The following is a 17978-nucleotide window of genomic DNA, read 5'->3' as shown; positions in this document are numbered from 1 at the left end:
GAGGATCAGCCCATGAAGATCGCATCCGCCGTCAGCGCCGTGCTCGCCAGCCTTGCCCCCAGCGTGTTCGCCCACGAATACCAGCGAGATATCGGGGCCGGCATCCCGGCAGTCGATTACCACTACGGCATGGAACTGGACGTTCAGCGCGTCCTGTATCGCACCGACGCCAGCCAGCGCGCGGGCGTGGTTCCCGTCACCATGGTCTACGAGGACAGCCAGGGCGAACTGCACAAGGTCCGCTTCCTGGAATGGGGCAGCCATACCAGCAACAGCTGAGCTGTGCGGTACCTGACAGACGGTAGGGCGCACCATGCGCCCCCCGACTTCGTGCCCTGGGATGAGCGGTGCACCTTACCCAGGTGAAATCACCAGATAAACGGCCTGGTCGGGGTGGAATTAACGCCCAGAAAGGCCAGTAGATAAAAAAATTCACCACCTGCGACAAACGGTCGCAACGCCTCAAGCTCGGGCGATTGCAGCTGGTTAAAAAACACCCAAACCGAGGGTCGCCGAGGAGGGCGGTTGAACTAAAAACGCTCAGCGGGTCAGATGGAGTCCCTTGTAAGCGAAACCCAACAGAGGAATACAAGCCTTATGAAAATGGCCTCGGTTGTAAGCGCCCTGCTCTCTAGCCTCGCGCCCAGCGTATTCGCCCAGGATGGCATTCAGAACCAGAACCACGGTGCCGCCCTGCAGCCCGTGGACTATCACTACGGAATGGAAGTCGACATCCAGAAGGTGCTGCACCGCACCGACACCTCCCAGAAGACAGGCGTAGTGCCGGTCACCCTCGTCTACGAAGACAGCGAGGGCGAAGTGCACAAGCTCCGCTTCCTCGAATGGGGTGGCACTACCGCTGACGGCACCCTCGTTAGCCAGGTCGACGTGTCCCCCGACAGCGGGACTGACGTCTCCGCGGACCCCACCCAGATCGGCTGATCAATCCCGCCGATAGGGCAGCAGGCCACGCGCTTCTTCTGCGTAGGCCAGCACCCCACCCCGCTCCTGCACCAGGAAGTCGTCCACCGCAGCCCGCAAGCCGGGATGGGACAGCCAGTGCCAGGAGCGGGTGATCACCGGCTCGAATCCCCGTATCAACTTATGTTCGCCTTGGGCCCCGGCATCGAAACGCTGGAGTCCGGTTGCAATGGCCTGGTCGATACCCTGGTAGAAGCAGGTTTCGAAATGCAGCCTGTCGAACTCCGCCAGACACCCCCAGTAGCGCCCGTAAAGGGTGTTACCGCCCTGTAGCGAAAACGCCATGGCCACCGGCCGGCCGTGCTGCAGCGCCAGCACCACGCGAATCGTCTCCGGCATCCGCTCGGCCAGCAGGCTGAAGAAACTGCGCGTCAGGTAAGGCGCCTGGCCGCGCACACGATAGGTGTTGGCGTAGCACGAATAAACGAAATCCCAGTCTGCCTCATCCAATTCCTGGCCACTGCGCCACTGGAACTCGATCCTCTGCCCCGCCACCTGCTCGCGCTCCTTGCGGATCTGCTTGCGCTTGCGCGAACTCAGGGCATCGAGGAAGTCCTGGAAATCCCTATAACCGTGATTGCGCCAGTGGAACTGGCAGCCGAGGCGCTCTAGCCAGCCGTCACGGTTGCGCAAATGGTGGTCGGCGAAGGCATCGGTGAAATTGATATGCAGCCCGGAGAGGTCGTCGGCAGCCGCGTCGGCCACCGCCGCATCGAGCAGCTCGCTTGCCGCAGCATCATCCACCGCCAGCAACCGCGCTCCGCCCACCGGAGTGAAAGGCACTGCCGCCAGCAATTTGGGGTAGTAAGGAATGCCTGCACGTTGGCAAGCATCGGCCCACGCCCAATCGAACACGTACTCGCCGTAGGAATGACTTTTCAGATAGGCCGGCATGGCGGCCTTGAGCTCGCCATTCGCCCCTCGGAGCAGGTGATGGGCCGGATGCCAGCCACTGCGGCCACCCACGCTGCCGCTTTCCTCCAGGGTGGATAGAAAGGCATGACGCAGGAACGGTTGGTCGTCCGGCAGCAGGGCGTCCCAGTGCTGCGGGTCGAGATCGTCTAGGCGGGAAAGGGTCTGGATTGGCATTGCGCCAGTCTGGCGCGGGCCGGGAAGGAAGAAAAGCGGGAACAAAAAAATGGGCGACCGAAGTCGCCCGAGGTGCCTTGCGTGCCTGTAAACCCAGAGTGACTCAACGCGAATTGCGTTTGTGGGAGTCTTTCCAGATGAAGTAACCAACACCGGCGAAGAAAGCGACCATGAGACCGACGGTGCCTATACCGGCGAGAACGACTGTATCGATGAACATGATCTGCCTCCTGCGTTGTGGCGTTGTTGCTTCGATGGGTTCAAGTTACCCGCACGACTGGAGAGGAAAATTGACTTGGATCAATAAGCTACGAGCCCCCGCGAACAGGCTTGCCGGAGACTGATCCAAGTCAATTTTCGAGGGGGTCGAAGTCGCGGAATGGAGGGCTTGCGGGAGCGAAGCCAAGTTCTTTAGCTCGGTCTAGATCGTAGGGTGCGCTATGCGCACCGCCATGAGCATCAGCTTCGGCGCCACGTCTGACCGCCGATGCGCGCGGCGCACCCTACCGGAGCGGTATCAGGGCGACTCGAGAGAAGCTCAGCGCTTCTTCGGCTTCTTGCCTTTCTTGCCCTTGGACAAGGGCATGGCTTGCTCGAAGGCCTTGCGCATGTCGTTCAGGCGCTTCTCGTGGACGTCATGGATGCGCTTGTCGCGCTCTGCGCCGAAGTCGATCAGGTTTTCGTCGTTGCTCATCAGCGGATCCAGCGGAATGTGAGGTTGAGCCGAGGGGCGCAAGAGGTACGGGTCTTCGCCACCTGGTGCTGCCAATGATGCTGCGTCGGCCCGCTCATGACCAGTAGCGCGCCATGCCCCAGTTCCAGGGAGTGCTCGATGCGGCTGCCGCCCTTGCGCCGCAGGTCGAAACGACGGGTGCCACCCAGATTCAGCGAGGCCACCAGGGGATTGCGCCCCAGCTCGGGCTCGTCGTCGCTGTGCCAGCCCATGGAATCCTGGCCGTCGCGGTAGTAGTTGAGCAGCACGCCATTGAGAGGCTGGCCTGTCGCATCCACCAGCCGCGCGCGGATTTCCGCCAGCAACGGCGTCCAGGGCAAGGGTTGGTGGGTCAGGCCGGAATAACGGTAGCTGGCCTCGGGATCGCCGTACCAGGCCACCAGCCGCGGCACCGGGTAATAGCGGCCGTGCAAATAGACCTCGGGTTGTTGCCAGGGCGTTTCGGCCACCAGCCGCGTAAACCAGTCGCTGGCCTCATCCCTCGACAGGAAGTGCGGCTCGTAGCGCAGTTCGGCGTCGGGCAACTGGAGGGGGATATCGTCGAACAGGTCCACCGGTATCGGCTTCAGGAAAGAAGATGGCTCATTCTGCGCGCGTCAGACTTCCACATCCACCCACAGGCCCTGTCGCGGCAGCTCCTCCAGCACCGACTGGTCTTCCTCGGCCACCTCGCCCGTCGCCAGCTCCTGCGGGGTATAGCCACGTCGCTGGCGGCGGCGCTGCTCTTCGCGCAACAGCTCCTCAGCCTCCTGGGGATGACGCTTGTCCAGGCCCACGGCGCTCTCCTGCGCGCTCTCCTGCATCGGTGTGACCGGTGGAATGTCGGGGCGCGGTTTGACCACGTCCTGCTGGGCCGTGACCGGGACCAGGCTCTGCGGAATGGGTGGCAGCATGATGACGCCCTCCTTTGGTCAGTCTGTCGGCCGCCTTCGCCGCTTCTTTACCGGCGCTCGCTACACTTTTGCGGACATACGGCCCGTATCCGGCGTCGCCCTGCGCCCGCTGTTCCGTTAACATACGCGGCTTTTTTCATCTCAGGGAGACAGGCATGGCGCAGCAGTATCAACCGGGGCAACGCTGGATCAGTGACAGCGAAGCGGAGCTGGGGCTCGGGACCATCCTGACGTCGGATGGCCGCCTGCTCACCGTGCTCTACCCGGCCACTGGCGACACCCGCCAGTACGCGCTGCGCAATGCTCCCCTGACCCGCGTGCGCTTCGCCCCCGGCGACGAGATCACCCACTTCGACGGCTGGAAACTCAACGTCCAGGAAGTCGAGGATGTCGACGGCCTGCTCATCTATCACGGCATCACCGCCCAGAACGAGCGCCGCATCCTCCCGGAAACCCAGCTGAACAACTTCATCCAGTTCCGTCTGGCCAACGATCGCCTGTTCGCCGGCCAGATCGACCCGCACAAGTGGTTCGCCCTGCGCTACCACACCCTGGAGCACCGCTCGCGCCTGCTGCAGTCGTCCCTCTGGGGCCTCTCCGGCGCCCGCGCGCAGCCCATCGCCCACCAGCTGCACATTGCCCGTGAAGTGGCCGACCGCGTTGCGCCGCGCGTTCTGCTGGCCGACGAAGTGGGCCTGGGCAAGACCATCGAGGCCGGCCTGGTCATCCATCGCCAGCTCATTTCCGGTCGCGCCAACCGCGTGCTGATCCTGGTCCCGGAAAACCTCCAGCACCAGTGGCTGGTGGAGATGCGCCGTCGCTTCAACCTGCAGGTTGCCCTGTACGATGCCGAGCGCTTCGCCGAAAGCGATGCCAGCAACCCCTTCGAGGACACTCAGCTCGCCCTGGTTTCCCTGGAATGGCTGAAGAGCAGCGAGCGCGCCCAGGATGCTGCCTTCGCCGCCGGCTGGGACCTGCTGGTGGTCGACGAAGCCCACCACCTGGTCTGGCACCCGGAACAGGCCAGCCCCGAATACCGCCTGGTGGAGCAACTGGCCGAAGTCATCCCCGGCGTGCTGCTGCTCACCGCGACCCCGGAACAGCTGGGTCTGGAAAGCCACTTCGCGCGCCTGCGCCTGCTGGACCCGAACCGCTTCCACGACCTGGACGCCTTCCGCGCCGAAAGCGCCAACTACCGCCCCGTGGCCGAGGCCGTCCAGGAACTGCTGGACCAGGGCCGCCTGAGCGCCAAGGCCGAAGCCACCATCAAGGGCTTCCTCGGCGAAGAGGGCGAAAGTCTTCTCAAGGCCCTTGCCGAGGGCGATGAAGAAGCCTCGCCGCGCCTGGTACGCGAGCTGCTGGACCGCCACGGCACCGGCCGCGTGCTGTTCCGCAACACCCGTGCCGCCGTGCAGGGTTTCCCCGAGCGTCAGCTGCACCCCTACGCGCTGCCCAATCCGGTGGAATACATGGAGCTGCCGATCGGCGAGCATCCTGACCTCTACCCGGAAGTCAGCTTCCAGGCGCAACAAGACAGCGGCGACGAATCCGAGCGCTGGTGGCGCTTCGACCCGCGCGTCGAGTGGCTGATCGACACCCTGAAGATGCTGAAGAAGTTCAAGGTTCTGGTGATCTGCGCCCACGCGGAAACCGCCCTGGACCTGGAAGACGCCCTGCGCGTGCGCTCCGGCATTCCCGCCACCGTGTTCCACGAAGGCATGAGCATCCTTGAACGCGACCGCGCAGCCGCCTACTTCGCCGACGAGGAATTTGGCGCGCAGGTGCTGATCTGTTCGGAAATCGGCTCCGAAGGCCGCAACTTCCAGTTCGCCCACCACCTGGTGCTGTTCGACCTGCCGGCCCACCCGGACCTGCTGGAACAGCGCATCGGCCGCCTCGACCGTATCGGCCAGAAGCACACCATCCAGCTGCACGTGCCTTACCTGGAAACCAGTCCGCAGGAGCGCCTGTTCCAGTGGTACAACCAGGCGTTGAACGCCTTCCTCGCCACCTGCCCCACCGGCAGCGCGATCCAGCACAAGTTCGGCCCGCGCCTGCTGCCGATGCTCGAAGGTAGCGACGACAAGGACTGGGACGCCCTGGTGGACGAAGCCGAAGCCGAGCGCAAGCGCCTGGAAGGTGAAATGCACAACGGCCGTGACCGCCTGCTGGAACTCAACTCCGGCGGCGCCGGCGAGGGCGAGCGCCTGGTGGAGGACATCCTCGAGATCGACGACCAGTTCGCCCTGCCTATCTATATGGAATCCCTGTTCGAAGCCTTCGGCATCGACAGCGAAGACCACTCCGAGAACGCCCTGGTACTCAAGCCCGGCGAGAAGATGCTCGACGCCGGCTTCCCCCTGGGCGACGACGAAGGCGTGACCGTCACCTACGACCGCAACCAGGCACTGTCCCGCGAGGACATGCAGTTCCTCACCTGGGAGCACCCCATGGTCCAGGGCGGCATGGACCTGGTGCTCTCCGGCTCCATGGGCAACACCTCCGTGGCGCTGATCAAGAACAAGGCACTCAAGCCCGGCACCGTGCTGCTGGAACTGATCTATGTCAGCGAAGCGGTAGCTCCGCGCGCCCTGCAGCTCAGCCGCTTCCTGCCGCCCAAGGCCCTGCGCTGCCTGCTGGACGCCAACGGCAACGACCTGGCGGCGAAGGTGGCCTTCGACACCCTCAATGACCAGCTGGAAAGCGTGCCGCGCGGCAGCGCCAACAAGTTCGTCCAGGCCCAGCGCGATGTGCTCGCAGCGCAGATCAACGCCGGCGAAGCCAAGATCGCCCCGCGCCACGCCGAGCGAGTGGCCGAAGCCCAACGTCGCCTGAAGGCCGAGCTGGACGAAGAACTGGCCCGCCTCACCGCGCTCCAGGCGGTGAACCCGACCGTGCGCGACAGCGAGCTGGAAGCCGTTCGTCATCAGCGTAACGAGGGCCTCCAGTTGCTGGACAAGGCAGCCCTGCGTCTGGAGTCGATCCGGGTGCTCGTAGCGGGTTGATCCAGGGAAGGCAATAAAAAAGGCCCGCAGATGCGGGCCTTTTTTATTGCTGCGAACCGTCAGGCCGCGGCAGCCACCATTCCCTGACGCATATTCGCCGCATCGCGCACGAAGCAACGAGCGGCCTGGAACAGCGCCAGCATGGTCAGGGTGAGCGCCGCCGGCACCAGGTACATGGCATTGTGCAGGCCCACGGCCTTGAAGGTTTCGTTCATTTCGCTGGCACCGGCCGCCAGCATCGCCACTTGGGAATAGTGGTCCGACAGCAAGCCCACCACGACCGGGCCGAGGCCGCCGCCAAGCAGGTAAAGGCCAGCGAAGTACAGCGCCATGGCGGTGGCCCGCAGGCGCGGTTCCACCACATCCTGAATGGCGGTGTAGACGCAGGTGTAGAAGTTGTAGGCAAACAGCCAGCCCAGGCTGAACACGCCGACGAACAGGCCGATCTCGATACGTCCCGCCATCAGCGCGTAACCGGTGCAGACGGCCGCAACCGCCATGCTGAAGGCGGCGAACAACAGACGGCCACGCTCGGACTTCTGGTGCACCTTGTCCGCCACCCAGCCACCCAGGGTCAGCCCCACGAGACCGGTCAGGCCGGTGATTATCCCGGTTGAGATGGCCGCCTGCTCCAGGGGCATCAGGAAGTAGCGCTGTAGCATCGGCACCATGAAGGAGTTGGTGGCGTAGGTGGCGAAGTTGTAGGTCAGGCCAGCCACGGTCAGCCACCAGAAGGTGCGGATAGCCAGCACCCGGCGCAGCGGCTTATCCACCGGAGTTGCGCTGGAAACCTTCACCACCTCGGCGGCACCGCGAGCAGGTTCCTTGATGAAGAACATGAAGATGGCCAGGATCAGACCCGGCACAGCGGCGATGAAGAACGGAGCGCGCCAGCTGTCGAAGGCCTTGACCATGGCGCCGATGGTGAAGAAGGCCAGTACCAGCCCCAGCGGCAGGCCGAGCATGAAGATGCCCATGGCGCGGGCGCGCTTGTGGGCGGGGAAGAGATCACCGATCAGCGAGTTGGCCGCAGGTGCGTAGCTGGCCTCGCCAATGCCCACGCCCATGCGCACCAGGAGGAAGCTCCAGAAGTTCCAGGCCAGGCCGTTCACCGCCGTCAGCCCGCTCCAGACTGCCAGGCCCCAACCCATGATCTTCCTGCGCGCGCCGGTGTCGGCCATGCGTCCCAGCGGGACGCCGGCAACGGCATAGACCAGGGTAAAGGCGGTGCCGATCAGGCCCAGCTGGAAGTCGGAGAGGCTCCACTCGTGACGAACCGGCTCGATGATGATGGCCGGAATGGTCCGATCGAAGAAGTTGAACAGGTTCGCCAGAAAAAGCAGGAAGAGCACGCGCCAGGCATTGGCCGCTTGAGGAGATTGCTGCATGTGTCGGTCTCGTTGTTGTTGTCAGGCGCCCGGGTAACCGCAAGCCGGGGTCGATGCAGCAATCTAGAGCCTCCTGCTGACAGCTGTCTGCGAAAATTCGTGTGATTTATGTAACCCGATGCTGCGGTAATGGATGCCCTCCCCTGCCAGCTATCCAACGTCGGCGACCGTTCAGCGCCAATGCACGTCAGTACCAAAAAAGACCCCCTACGCTGACTAAACTGACAGCACTGTGCCATCAGACCTCTTTCCGTGAACTCGAACCGCCTGCATGGGAAATTTTCTATGGATTGGCTGGGCCTGCGTTTCGGTACCGAACTCCCTGCGGACGGCCAGATTCTGCTGGCTTGCACCCATAACAGCTGGCTGGTGCTGCTGGCCTTCCTGGTGGCTTCAGGAGCTGGCTACTGCGCCTTCGACATGGCCGAACGGGTGGCCCATGCGCAACAGTCGGAAACCCGGCGATGGTGGAGCTGGCTCGGCGCCTGTTGCCTGGGCGGCGGAATCTGGGCGATGCACTTCATCGCCATGCTGGCTTTCGAGGCGCCAGTCAGCATCGATTACGACATCCCCACGACCGCCCTTTCCCTGATGATCGTGGTCGCCGCCTCGCTGGTGGGCATGTACACCCTCGGGCGGGCCAAGCTCGACCCCCGACACTATGTAATCGCGGCCCTCGCCGTGGGCTTGGGCATCACCCTGATGCACTACTGCGGCATGGCCGCCATCCGCTCGGCGGCCACCCAGTACTACCACCCCGGCATGGTCGCGCTCTCGGTGGGCGTCGCCATCGCCGCCAGCCTGGCCGCCATGCTCCTTTCCACCTTTTTCCGCGACCACGACGAAGGCCACCAGCTGTTGAAGATTCCCGCCAGCCTGGCCATGGGCGCTGCCATCTGCGCCATGCACTTCACCGGGATGCTGGCCCTGCAACTGGTGGTGCCGGTCGGTACCGAACTGCTACTGGACCACGCCGACAATGCCGTACAACTTGGCTCAAGCCTGGCGGTGATTGCCGGCATGGTGCTGTTGTCCGCCCTGGGTGTGGCCTGGGCCGACAAGAAGTTGCAACGCAAGGAGCGCGACCTGCAGCACGTCAGCAATCTGCTGCGGGAGCTGGAACAGGTGAAGGTGAAGCTGCAGAACGTCGCCCATTACGACGCCCTGACCAACCTGCCCAATCGCCGCGCCTTCAATGAGTTCTTCGCGGAAAAGCTGCTCGTCCACGCCCAGCTCAAGCAGTCGCTGGCGGTGATGTTCCTGGACGTGGACCACTTCAAGCGCATCAATGACAACCTGGGCCACGACGCCGGTGACGAGCTGCTCAAGGTAGTGGCCGACCGGGTACAAAGTGTCCTGCGCCGCGACGACGTGATTGCACGCCTGGGAGGTGACGAGTTCTGCGTGCTCGCCAGCCTGGACAACCTGGCCGAAGCCAAGGCCCTGTCCCAGCGCATCATGCAGCGCATGAAGGAGCCCATCACCCTGGCCGGGCGCAATGTCACCATGACCACCAGCATCGGCATCAGCCTCTACCCCGACGACGGCGAAACCTGCGAGGAACTCCTCAAACACGCCGACCTTGCGCTCTACCAGGCCAAGGGTAGCGGACGCAACAACCTGCACTTCTTCAGCCGGCACCTGAAGAACAAGGCCACCTTCGAACTGCAACTGGAAGAAGAACTGCACCTGGCGCTGGCCAAGAACGAAGGTCTTTTCCTCAACTACCAGCCCATCCTCGACCTGCACAGCGGCCAGGTGACCAAACTGGAAGCCCTGGTGCGCTGGCAACATCCACAACTGGGGCTGCTGTCGCCGGAACGCTTCATCAGCGTTGCCGAGGCCAACGGCTTCATCGCCGACCTGGATGGCTGGGTGCTGCGCCAGGCCTGCCGCGACCTGTCCAGCCTCGCAGCCCAGGGCTTCCACGAACTGCGCGTGGCGGTGAACTGCTCGGCGCTGAACCTCAGCCGTGACGACCTGGTGGAGGAAGTGCAACGTGCCCTGACGGAGAACGGCATCCGCCCGCAGCGACTGGAACTGGAAGTCACCGAAAACGCCCTGATGAGCAATGTCAGCCAGGCCCTGCACCTTCTGGAGGGCATCCGCGGCCTGGGTGTCAGCATCTCCATCGACGACTTCGGTACCGGCTATTCCTCCCTCGCCTACCTCAAGCGCCTGCCACTGGACACCCTGAAAATCGACCGGTCATTCGTCATGGACATTCCCGGTAGCCATGCCGACATGGAGATCGTCCAGGCCATCATCGGCATGGCTCACACCCTGCACCTGCAGGTGGTGGCCGAAGGCGTGGAGACCCGTGAGCAACTGGACTTCCTGCGCAGCCACGGCTGCGATTACATCCAGGGCTACCTGCTCAGCCGTCCCCAGCCGCTGGTGGTCATCGAGGATTTCCTGCGCCACTCCCACGGGCTGGGCAGCAGCAACGTAAGGCCACTGAGGCCGATTGACTCGAACCCTGCCTAGCGTCCCGGCCCCGCTCGGCCAGCCCGCTCAGGCGCGCGCCAGCTCACGCTGACGCAGGTATTCCAGCACCGCCGCCTGCTCCCCGGCGAACTCGATGCGCGAGGCCTTGCTCTCGCGCTGGAAGGCGTACATGGGGTCGTAGTACTCCCGCAGCAGCCCTTCGATCCAGGCGCGATGCAGGTCCACGTTGCCGGTGGCCTCCTGCTCGGCCAGGGCCTGGTCCATCAGGGCCGACATGCGCTGATGACGCTCGCCGCCCAGGCGCTTGAGGATATTGTCCAGGCTCTGGCGCAAACGCGCAGCGAAACGGGTAAAGCCGTGCTCGGCACCGTGGGTGTCGATGAACTCGGCGCACAGGTTCACCACGTAATCGCGCTGGATGCGCTCGACGCGGTCTTCGAAACTGTCGTCGAGCCACACCAGCGGGTAATCCTGCATACCCTGGTAAAGCTCCAGAGGCACGGAGCAGCTGCCAACGATGCGCCCCTCGTCTTCCAGCACGAACTGCTCATGGCCGGCAGCACGCTTCTTCAGGAGGTCGATGGCGAGGCTGTTCTCGAAATCGATCTGCGCCGGCTGCGGCGTGGCGCGCTTGCCGAAGCTGGAACCGCGATGGTTGGCATGGCCTTCCAGGTCGAGGCTGTTGGCCAACTGGGTGATCACATCGGTCTTGCCGGTGCCGGTCAGGCCGCCGACCAGCACGAACTCGCACTGGGCCACCGCCTGCTGGGTGGTGTCCAGGAGGAAGGTCCGCATCGCCTTGTAGCCGCCCTTCACGCGCGGATACTCGATGCCGGCTTCGGTCTTCAGCCATTGCTGGACCAGCTGCGAACGCAGGCCGCCACGGAAGCAGTAGAGATAGCCCTGGGGATTGGCGCGGGCGAAGGCAGACCAGGCCTCGATGCGCTCGGCCTTGGTAGCCCCGCTGACCAGTTGGTGGCCCAGAGCGATCGCAGCGTCCTGGCCATGCTGCTTGTAGCAGGTACCCACTTTCTGCCGCTCGATGTCGGTCATCAGCGGCAGGTTGACCGTGTGCGGGAAGGCGCCCTTGATGAATTCAACGGGAGCGCGGGCATCCATCATCGGTACGTCGTTGAGGAAGATTTCGCGGTAGTTCGAGGTATCGGGACGCATCAGAACACCTCTACCGCGAGACTCTGTCGCTCGTGCAGCTGGCCGATCGGCGCCAGTTGCAGGCCAAGCCCCTCGGCCACGGAGAGGAACTCCGCCTCCCCTTCCGGCGTCACCGCCACCAGCAGCCCACCGCTGGTCTGCGGGTCGCAGAGCAACAGCTTCTGCACCTCGGCCAGCGGCGCCAGGCGATGGCCGTAGCTGTCGAAATTGCGCAGTGTGCCGCCGGGCACGCAGCCCTGTTCAAGGTAGTACTCGACACCGGGCAGGCTGGGCACCTTGGCGTAATCGATGCGGGCGGTCAGGCCGCTGCCGTCAGCCATTTCCACCAGGTGGCCGAGCAGGCCGAAGCCGGTGACGTCGGTCATGGCGGTGACCCCCGCCAGCTTGCCGAAGCGGCTGCCGGGCTTGTTCAGCGTGCACATCCAGTCGCGGGCCAGACCCACGTCGGCCTCCCGCAACCTGCCCTTCTTCTCGGCAGTGGTGAGGATGCCGATGCCCAGGGGCTTGGTCAGGTAGAGCTTGCAGCCGGCGGTGGCGGTGTCGTTGCGCTTCATGTTGCGCTTGTCCACCACGCCGGTGACGGCCAGACCGAAGATAGGCTCGGGGGCATCGATGGAGTGTCCGCCGGCCAGTGGAATGCCCGCCTCGTCGCACACCGAACGGCCACCCCGAATCACTTCGCGGGCCACTTCCGGCGGCAGCAGGTTCACTGGCCAACCGAGGATGGCAATGGCCATCAACGGGTCGCCGCCCATGGCGTAGATATCGCTGATGGCATTGGTGGCAGCGATACGGCCGAAGTCGAAGGGGTCATCCACGATCGGCATGAAGAAGTCGGTGGTGGACACCACGCCGCGCTCGTCGTCCAGCGCATAGACCGCCGCATCATCCTTGGAGGCATTGCCTACCCAGAGTTTCGGATCGAGGTTCTGGGCACCGCTGCCGGCAAGGATCACTTCCAGCACCTTGGGGGAAATCTTGCAGCCGCAGCCAGCGCCATGGCTGTACTGGGTCAGGCGGATGGGGTCGGTCATCTGGTTCTCTCTTACAGAAGCTGAATCAGTTTTCTGTGGGGGCGAATTCATTCGCTTATGGGCGCACCGCGCTCACCGTTTGCATCCACCGCCGGACCTGCCGGTCCGCTCAGCGAATGAATTCGCCCCCACAATGTTCTTGCACGCCGGGCGACTCAGGCCAGCCTGGCCTTCCACTCCGGCAACCAGCCGAGGGTCTCGGCGGTAACGCCGGTGGGCTTGTATTCGGCGCCCAGCCAGCCGGGGTAATCGTCTTCCTGCAGGGCACGCATGGCCGGGCCGAAGTCGGTATTGCCGGTGCCCGGTTCGCCACGGCCGGGGCAGTCGGCGAACTGCACATGGCCGATGCGGCCGGCCAGCAGGCGGATGCCCGCCGCCGCGTCCACGCCCTGGCGGGCCATATGATAGAGGTCGTACTGCGCGTGCAGGTTGGGGTGATCGACATCACGCAGCAGCACGTCCAGTTGCTCCGGGGTGTTGATCAGGAAGCCCGGCATGTCCAGCGGGTTGATCGCCTCGCACACCACGCCGATGTGCAGCACGGCGAAGGCTTCGGCGGTCTTGCGCAGGTTGGCGGCGAGACAGGCCAGCGCACGATCGCGACTGACACCCTCGGCCTGACGCCCGGCCAGTACGTTGACGAAGCGCGGCCGGGTCATGGCGGCGTAGGCAAGCGCCTGTTCCAGGGCGTCGTCGAACTGTTCCTGGCGCTCCGGCACCGCGGCCAGCCCCGGGCCGCCTTCCATCAGGTCGCCGGCCGGCAGGTTGAACAGGATCAGCGGCAGGCCGGCGGCCTCCAGCACTTCCTTCATGCGGATCGCCGGCAACTCATAGGGAAACTGCACCTCGACGCCATCGAAGCCGGAGACGCGGGCAGCAATGACGCGCTCGATCAGCGGGCGGTCGGTGAACAACAGGGACAGGTTGGCGGCGATCTTCATCAGAGATCCTCCCGGTACATTTCCACCAGAGTAGCCGGATCACGTTCCAGATTGCCCTGACTGCCGTGCAGGCGCATCAACTGCGCAGCCAGGCCGCTGAGCGGTGTTGCCGAGTCGTGTTCACGGGACAGGCGGACGGCGGTATCCAGGTCCTTCAACAGAGTGCGCACGTGCCATTTGATGGGTTCGAAGCGGCTCTCGGCCATCTGCGGCCCGAGGATCTGCAAGGGCTTGGAGTCGGCGAAGCCGCCCGCCAGAGCCGGAGCGATCAGGCTGGCATCCACACCGGCCTTTTCCGCCAGGGCCACCACTTCGGCAATCACCAAGGCATTGCAGGCCACGATCATCTGGTTGCACACCTTGGTCACCTGGCCGGCCCCTACCCCGCCCATGCGGGTCAGGCGCTGGCCCAGGTGGGCGAGGATCGGCCGTACCCGCTCCACGTCCTCTGCATGGCCGCCGGCCATGATCGCCAGCGTGCCGGCCTCGGCGCCGGGTGTGCCGCCGGATACCGGGGCATCCATCCAGCGCATGCCGGTCCGGGCCTCCAGCTCGGCCGCCATTTCGCGGGTGGCCGCCGGTTCCAGGCTGGAGAAGTCCACCAGCAACTGGCCCGGTTTCGCGCCTTCGACTATCCCGCCCTCACCGAACACCACCTTGCGCACCACACGGGTATCGGCCAGGCAGAGCATGACGATATCCGCCTCGGCACAGAGCTCGGCCGGGATCTTCACGCGATGGGCACCCTGCTCCAGCAGCGGCGCGCATTTCTCCGGGGAACGGTTCCAAACAGTCAGCGGAAAACCCGCAGCCAGCAGGCGGCGGGTCATCGGCAGGCCCATCAGGCCAATGCCGGCAAAAGCAATGGAAGGCAGGGAATCGGTCATGCCGAGACTCCAGACAGTTGGCGAAACGCACATCTTAAACGCGTGGGCAGCAACATGAAGCTACCAAGCCCCTTGGCGCTCACTATAATCCGCCTGCCTTTTCCGCTATTGAACCGGAGAATCCCATGATCAAACGCTCTCTCGCCCTCGTGGCTGGCATTGCCCTGTCCGTTTCCGCAGTCGTCTCCCAGGCCGCCGACGTTCTCAAGGTATCGGCCATTCCTGATGAAGCCCCCACCGAACTGCTGCGCAAGTTCAAGCCGCTTGGTGCCTACCTCGAGCAGCAACTGGGCATGAAGGTGGAGTTCGTTCCCGTGGCCGATTACGCCGCCGTGGTCGAATCCCTGGCGGCCGACCGCCTGGACATGGCCTGGCTCGGCGGCTTCACCTTCGTCCAGACCCGCCTGAAGACCGGCAACGCCATTCCGCTGGTGCAGCGTGAGCAGGACGAGAAGTTCACCAGCAAATTCATCAGCGCCGACCCGGCGGTGAAGTCCCTGCAGGACCTCAAGGGCAAGACCTTCGCCTTCGGTTCCGTGTCCTCCACCTCCGGCAGCCTGATGCCGCGCTACTTCATGCAGAAGGACGGCATCGTGCCCGAGCAGTTCTTCTCCCGCGTCGCCTACTCCGGCGCCCACGACGCCACCGTGGCCTGGGTCCAGGCCGGCAAGGTGGACGGCGGCGTGCTGAACGCCAGCGTCTGGCAGAAGCTGGTGGACGCCGGCAAGGTCGACACCGGCAAGGTGAAAGTCTTCGCCACCACCCCGACCTACTACGACTACAACTGGACCGTGCGTGGCACCCTCGACCCGGCCTTGGCCGAGAAGATCAAGCAGGCCTTCCTCGCCCTCGACCCGGCCAACCCGGAGCACAAGGCGATCCTCGATCTGCAGGCCGCCAGCCGCTTCATTCCGACCAAGCCCGAGAACTACCAGGGCATCGAGGAAGCCGCACGCTCGGCCGGCCTCTTGAAGTGAGCCTGTCGCTGCATGGCGTGGACCTGGTCCACGCCAACGGCCAGCCGGCGCTCAGGGGCATCGACCTGAACGTCGGCCACGGCGAGCGGGTCGCCATCATCGGTCCGTCCGGTGCCGGCAAGACCAGTCTGCTGCGCCTGCTGGCCACCAGTCTGAAGCCCTCATCCGGGCAGCTCCAGCTGCTCGGCGCAGCGCCCTGGTCGCTCTCCGCGCGGGAACGCCAGCGACTGCGCGCACGCATCGGCCTGGTCCACCAGGCCCCGCCGCTTCCACCACGCCAGCGGGTAGTCACTGCCGTGCTGGCCGGCAAGCTCGGCCAGTGGTCGCTGGCCAAGGGACTGCTCAGCCTTCTGCATCCACTGGACGGAGCCGGTGCCCAGGCCGCGCTGGCCCGGCTCGATCTGGCCGAAAAACTCTTCGAGCGCTGCGACCAACTCTCCGGCGGCCAATTGCAGCGGGTGGGCATCGCCCGCGTGCTCTACCAGACGCCGGAACTGATCCTCGCCGACGAGCCTGTTTCCGCCATGGACCCGGTCCTGGCCGACCACACCCTCGGCGTCCTCTGCGCCGATGCCAGCCGTCGTGGCGTCACCCTGCTCGCCAGCTTGCACGCAGTGGAGCTTGCCTTGGCGCACTTCCCGCGCATCGTCGGCGTACGGGATGGCCGCATCGCCTTCGACCGTCCCCGCGAGGCCGTGACTCAGGCCGATCTGGATAGTCTCTACGCCAACGAGCAATTGCGCGGCGACCTACCGTCCTCCCCGCCCGTGGCGCCGCCCGTACTGCATATTCCGCGATGCTGAAGTCTTCTCCTCGCGACCCTGCGGCGCTGCCCCGGCTGCTGCTCACCCTGCTGGCCCTGGCGCTGCTCTGGCCCGGCCTGAAGCTGAGCGAGCTGAACCCGGCCGTCCTGCTGGATGAAGGCAACGCCCGCACCATGGGGCAGTTCCTCTCCGCCTTCTGGCCTCCCGAGCACGGCGAGGAATTCCTCCTTCTCCTGGGCCGCGCCACCCTGGAAACCCTGGCCATCGCCACTGCCGGCATGAGCCTGGCATTGCTGATCGCCCTGCCCGCTTCCCTCTGGGCCAGTCGTGCGCTGTCGCTGTCCGCCCTGCACCGCGGCGGTCGCCCGGCCTGGTGGGCGCAGGCCCTGCGCTGGCCGGTGCGCGGGCTGCTGATTTTCCTGCGCAGCGTGCCGGAGATCGTCTGGGCGCTGCTGTTCGTCCGCGCCGTGGGCCTGGGCCCCACTGCCGGGGTGCTGGCCATCGCCATCACCTACAGCGGCATGCTCGGCAAGGTCTATGCGGAAATCTTCGAATCCGTCGACCCACGCCCCACCCGTGCCCTGCTTGCCGCCGGTAGCCCGCGCCTTTCCGCCTTCGCCTACGGCGTGCTGCCCGTTGCTGCGGCGGAGATGATTTCCTACACCGTTTACCGCTGGGAGTGCGCGGTACGCGCCTCGGTGGTGATGGGCTTCGTCGGCGCCGGCGGCCTGGGCCAGCAGATGGACCTGTCCATGCGCATGTTCGCCGGTGGCGAAGTGGCCAGCATGCTGCTGACCTTCCTCGCCCTGGTCTTGCTGGCCGACCAGCTCAGTCGCTTCCTGCGCGGGAGGTTCGCGTGAAGCCGGGCAATATCCTGGTGCTTCTCGCCCTGCTGGCGGCAGTGATCGCTTCTTTTATAGGGCTGGGTATCGATCTCGGCGCGCTCGTCAGTGGCGATGCCCTGCAACAGATGGGCAGCTACGCGGCGCGCTTCCTCAAGCCCGACCTGTCCGCCCCGCATCTTGCGGCCATTGGCTGGGGCGCCCTGGAAACCCTCGCCATGTCAGCACTGGGTACCCTGCTGGCAGCCTTGCTGGGGATGGCGTTCGCCATACCCGCCGCTGGCCGCTTCGGCGGCGCTGCCCAGGGTGGCGCGAGGCTGGTGCTCAACGCCCTGCGTGCCGTGCCGGAGCTGGTCTGGGCGGCGTTGATGGTGCTGGCGGCGGGCCTCGGCCCGAACGCCGGCACCCTGGCCCTCGCCCTGCATACCGCTGGCGTGCTGGGCCGGCTGTTCGCCGAAGCCCTGGAAAACACCCCCGCGGAACCGGCCGAAGCGATCCGCCTGAACGGTGGTGGGCGCATCACTGCCTTCTGCTACGGCACCCTGCCGGCGGTCTGGCCGCAGCTGGTGGCCTACATGCTCTATCGCTGGGAGAACAACATCCGCATGGCCAGCGTGCTGGGCTTCGTTGGTGCCGGAGGTCTCGGACAGATGCTCTACATGAGCCTGTCCCTGTTCCAGGAAGCCCAGGCCGCCAGCGTGATCCTCGCCATGCTGGTGCTCGTGTTGGGCGTGGATGCCTTGAGCGGCTGGATGCGCCAGCGCTGGGTCAGCGCGTAGGCAGGCAAAACTGCGGGGGCGATTTCAATCGTTTAGCGGTCCGA

Annotated in this window: 18 protein-coding genes; 8 read left to right on the top strand and 10 right to left on the bottom strand. The window is 65.0% G+C overall.

The genetic code is table 11. From position 1 onward, the window contains the following. Positions 1-12: 12 nt before the first annotated feature. Both E8F06_RS00385 and E8F06_RS00380 read left to right on the top strand, forming a co-directional pair. Positions 13-279, top strand: a complete 267-nt coding sequence (locus E8F06_RS00385; RefSeq protein WP_280363073.1) for a DUF2790 domain-containing protein — start codon at positions 13-15, stop codon at positions 277-279. A gap of 318 nt (positions 280-597) precedes the next feature. Beyond that, positions 598-942, top strand: a complete 345-nt coding sequence (locus E8F06_RS00380; RefSeq protein ID WP_280363070.1) for a DUF2790 domain-containing protein — start codon at positions 598-600, stop codon at positions 940-942. Here E8F06_RS00380 and E8F06_RS00375 read toward each other — a convergent pair whose 3' ends face one another. The 5 genes from E8F06_RS00375 to E8F06_RS00355 all read right to left on the bottom strand — a co-directional run bounded on the left by E8F06_RS00375 (position 943) and on the right by E8F06_RS00355 (position 3696). Further along, positions 943-2070 (bottom strand): GNAT family N-acetyltransferase, encoded by a 1128-nt coding sequence (locus E8F06_RS00375; protein ID WP_280363068.1) that lies wholly within the window; start codon positions 2068-2070, stop codon positions 943-945. Positions 2071-2173: 103 nt separating this feature from the next. Then, the gene (ccoM, locus tag E8F06_RS00370; RefSeq protein ID WP_280178739.1) at positions 2174-2290 is read right to left on the bottom strand and encodes a cytochrome c oxidase subunit CcoM; all 117 of its coding nucleotides are present in this window, start codon (positions 2288-2290) and stop codon (positions 2174-2176) included. A 318-nt stretch (positions 2291-2608) separates the two neighbouring features. Next, positions 2609-2764, bottom strand: coding sequence for a hypothetical protein (locus tag E8F06_RS00365; RefSeq protein ID WP_280363067.1), 156 nt, complete (start codon positions 2762-2764; stop codon positions 2609-2611). Beyond that, positions 2764-3357: an alpha-ketoglutarate-dependent dioxygenase AlkB gene (locus E8F06_RS00360; RefSeq protein WP_280363064.1), complete on the bottom strand. Its 594-nt coding sequence runs from the start codon at positions 3355-3357 to the stop codon at positions 2764-2766. Before E8F06_RS00360 ends, E8F06_RS00365 begins: the two co-directional genes overlap by 1 nt. A 42-nt stretch (positions 3358-3399) precedes the next feature. Beyond that, positions 3400-3696 (bottom strand): aspartate-semialdehyde dehydrogenase, encoded by a 297-nt coding sequence (locus E8F06_RS00355; protein ID WP_151132488.1) that lies wholly within the window; start codon positions 3694-3696, stop codon positions 3400-3402. Between the two features lie 155 nt (positions 3697-3851). Here E8F06_RS00355 and rapA point away from each other — a divergent pair, with 155 nt between their 5' ends. Then, on the top strand, positions 3852-6701 hold the full coding sequence (gene rapA, locus E8F06_RS00350) for an RNA polymerase-associated protein RapA (protein WP_280363062.1): 2850 nt from the start codon (positions 3852-3854) through the stop codon (positions 6699-6701). Between the two features lie 59 nt (positions 6702-6760). On the opposite strand, the gene E8F06_RS00345 is transcribed toward rapA, so the two are convergent. Further along, positions 6761-8089 carry an MFS transporter gene (locus E8F06_RS00345; protein ID WP_280363059.1) on the bottom strand — a complete coding sequence of 443 codons (1329 nt, stop codon included), beginning with the start codon at positions 8087-8089 and terminating at the stop codon, positions 6761-6763. Between the two features lie 285 nt (positions 8090-8374). On the opposite strand from E8F06_RS00345, the gene E8F06_RS00340 reads away from it, so the two are divergent. Beyond that, complete coding sequence (locus E8F06_RS00340; RefSeq protein ID WP_280363056.1) at positions 8375-10576, top strand: bifunctional diguanylate cyclase/phosphodiesterase; 2202 nt, start codon at positions 8375-8377, stop codon at positions 10574-10576. Positions 10577-10603: 27 nt separating this feature from the next. Here E8F06_RS00340 and mnmH read toward each other — a convergent pair whose 3' ends face one another. From mnmH to E8F06_RS00320, 4 genes are all read right to left on the bottom strand, one after another. After that, positions 10604-11710 (bottom strand): tRNA 2-selenouridine(34) synthase MnmH, encoded by a 1107-nt coding sequence (gene mnmH / locus E8F06_RS00335; protein WP_280363053.1) that lies wholly within the window; start codon positions 11708-11710, stop codon positions 10604-10606. After that, positions 11710-12744 carry a selenide, water dikinase SelD gene (gene selD / locus E8F06_RS00330; RefSeq protein WP_280363051.1) on the bottom strand — a complete coding sequence of 345 codons (1035 nt, stop codon included), beginning with the start codon at positions 12742-12744 and terminating at the stop codon, positions 11710-11712. The genes mnmH and selD overlap by 1 nt, the downstream gene beginning before the upstream one ends. Before the next feature lie 155 nt (positions 12745-12899). Then, complete coding sequence (locus tag E8F06_RS00325) at positions 12900-13685, bottom strand: TIM barrel protein (RefSeq protein ID WP_280363049.1); 786 nt, start codon at positions 13683-13685, stop codon at positions 12900-12902. Beyond that, positions 13685-14572 carry an NAD(P)-dependent oxidoreductase gene (locus tag E8F06_RS00320; protein ID WP_280363047.1) on the bottom strand — a complete coding sequence of 296 codons (888 nt, stop codon included), beginning with the start codon at positions 14570-14572 and terminating at the stop codon, positions 13685-13687. Before E8F06_RS00320 ends, E8F06_RS00325 begins: the two co-directional genes overlap by 1 nt. A 125-nt stretch (positions 14573-14697) precedes the next feature. Between E8F06_RS00320 and E8F06_RS00315 the strand changes: the two genes are divergently transcribed. From E8F06_RS00315 to phnE, 4 genes are read left to right on the top strand one after another with little or no spacing between them, the layout of a single operon-like run. Further along, on the top strand, positions 14698-15549 hold the full coding sequence (locus E8F06_RS00315) for a putative selenate ABC transporter substrate-binding protein (RefSeq protein ID WP_280363045.1): 852 nt from the start codon (positions 14698-14700) through the stop codon (positions 15547-15549). Next, entirely contained in the window at positions 15546-16352 is an 807-nt protein-coding gene (locus tag E8F06_RS00310; RefSeq protein ID WP_280363042.1) for an ATP-binding cassette domain-containing protein, read from the top strand. The genes E8F06_RS00315 and E8F06_RS00310 overlap by 4 nt, the downstream gene beginning before the upstream one ends. After that, a complete protein-coding gene (locus E8F06_RS00305; protein WP_280363040.1) occupies positions 16346-17173 on the top strand; it encodes an ABC transporter permease in 828 nt (275 codons plus the stop codon). Before E8F06_RS00310 ends, E8F06_RS00305 begins: the two co-directional genes overlap by 7 nt. Continuing rightward, entirely contained in the window at positions 17170-17934 is a 765-nt protein-coding gene (gene phnE / locus E8F06_RS00300; RefSeq protein ID WP_280363039.1) for a phosphonate ABC transporter, permease protein PhnE, read from the top strand. The genes E8F06_RS00305 and phnE overlap by 4 nt, the downstream gene beginning before the upstream one ends. The last annotated feature ends 44 nt before the right edge of the window (positions 17935-17978 follow it).

The organism is Pseudomonas sp. BN411, from assembly GCF_029871235.1.
Classification (GTDB): Bacteria; Pseudomonadota; Gammaproteobacteria; order Pseudomonadales; family Pseudomonadaceae; genus Metapseudomonas.
The sequence above is the reverse complement of the archived record's forward strand: the minus strand, read 5'-3'. Positions and strand labels throughout refer to the sequence as shown.

What these genes read in the sequence shown, in the direction of transcription:
- selD (WP_280363051.1), bottom strand. Translation starts at nt 12,744, where the DNA reads ATGACCGACCCCATCCGCCTGACCCAGTACAGCCATGGCGCTGGCTGC.
- ccoM (WP_280178739.1), bottom strand. Translation starts at nt 2,290, where the DNA reads ATGTTCATCGATACAGTCGTTCTCGCCGGTATAGGCACCGTCGGTCTC.
- E8F06_RS00305 (WP_280363040.1), top strand. Translation starts at nt 16,346, where the DNA reads ATGCTGAAGTCTTCTCCTCGCGACCCTGCGGCGCTGCCCCGGCTGCTG.
- E8F06_RS00365 (WP_280363067.1), bottom strand. Translation starts at nt 2,764, where the DNA reads ATGAGCAACGACGAAAACCTGATCGACTTCGGCGCAGAGCGCGACAAG.
- E8F06_RS00325 (WP_280363049.1), bottom strand. Translation starts at nt 13,685, where the DNA reads ATGAAGATCGCCGCCAACCTGTCCCTGTTGTTCACCGACCGCCCGCTG.
- rapA (WP_280363062.1), top strand. Translation starts at nt 3,852, where the DNA reads ATGGCGCAGCAGTATCAACCGGGGCAACGCTGGATCAGTGACAGCGAA.
- E8F06_RS00380 (WP_280363070.1), top strand. Translation starts at nt 598, where the DNA reads ATGAAAATGGCCTCGGTTGTAAGCGCCCTGCTCTCTAGCCTCGCGCCC.
- E8F06_RS00375 (WP_280363068.1), bottom strand. Translation starts at nt 2,070, where the DNA reads ATGCCAATCCAGACCCTTTCCCGCCTAGACGATCTCGACCCGCAGCAC.
- E8F06_RS00385 (WP_280363073.1), top strand. Translation starts at nt 13, where the DNA reads ATGAAGATCGCATCCGCCGTCAGCGCCGTGCTCGCCAGCCTTGCCCCC.
- mnmH (WP_280363053.1), bottom strand. Translation starts at nt 11,710, where the DNA reads ATGCGTCCCGATACCTCGAACTACCGCGAAATCTTCCTCAACGACGTA.
- E8F06_RS00345 (WP_280363059.1), bottom strand. Translation starts at nt 8,089, where the DNA reads ATGCAGCAATCTCCTCAAGCGGCCAATGCCTGGCGCGTGCTCTTCCTG.
- E8F06_RS00320 (WP_280363047.1), bottom strand. Translation starts at nt 14,572, where the DNA reads ATGACCGATTCCCTGCCTTCCATTGCTTTTGCCGGCATTGGCCTGATG.
- E8F06_RS00355 (WP_151132488.1), bottom strand. Translation starts at nt 3,696, where the DNA reads ATGCTGCCACCCATTCCGCAGAGCCTGGTCCCGGTCACGGCCCAGCAG.
- E8F06_RS00315 (WP_280363045.1), top strand. Translation starts at nt 14,698, where the DNA reads ATGATCAAACGCTCTCTCGCCCTCGTGGCTGGCATTGCCCTGTCCGTT.
- E8F06_RS00340 (WP_280363056.1), top strand. Translation starts at nt 8,375, where the DNA reads ATGGATTGGCTGGGCCTGCGTTTCGGTACCGAACTCCCTGCGGACGGC.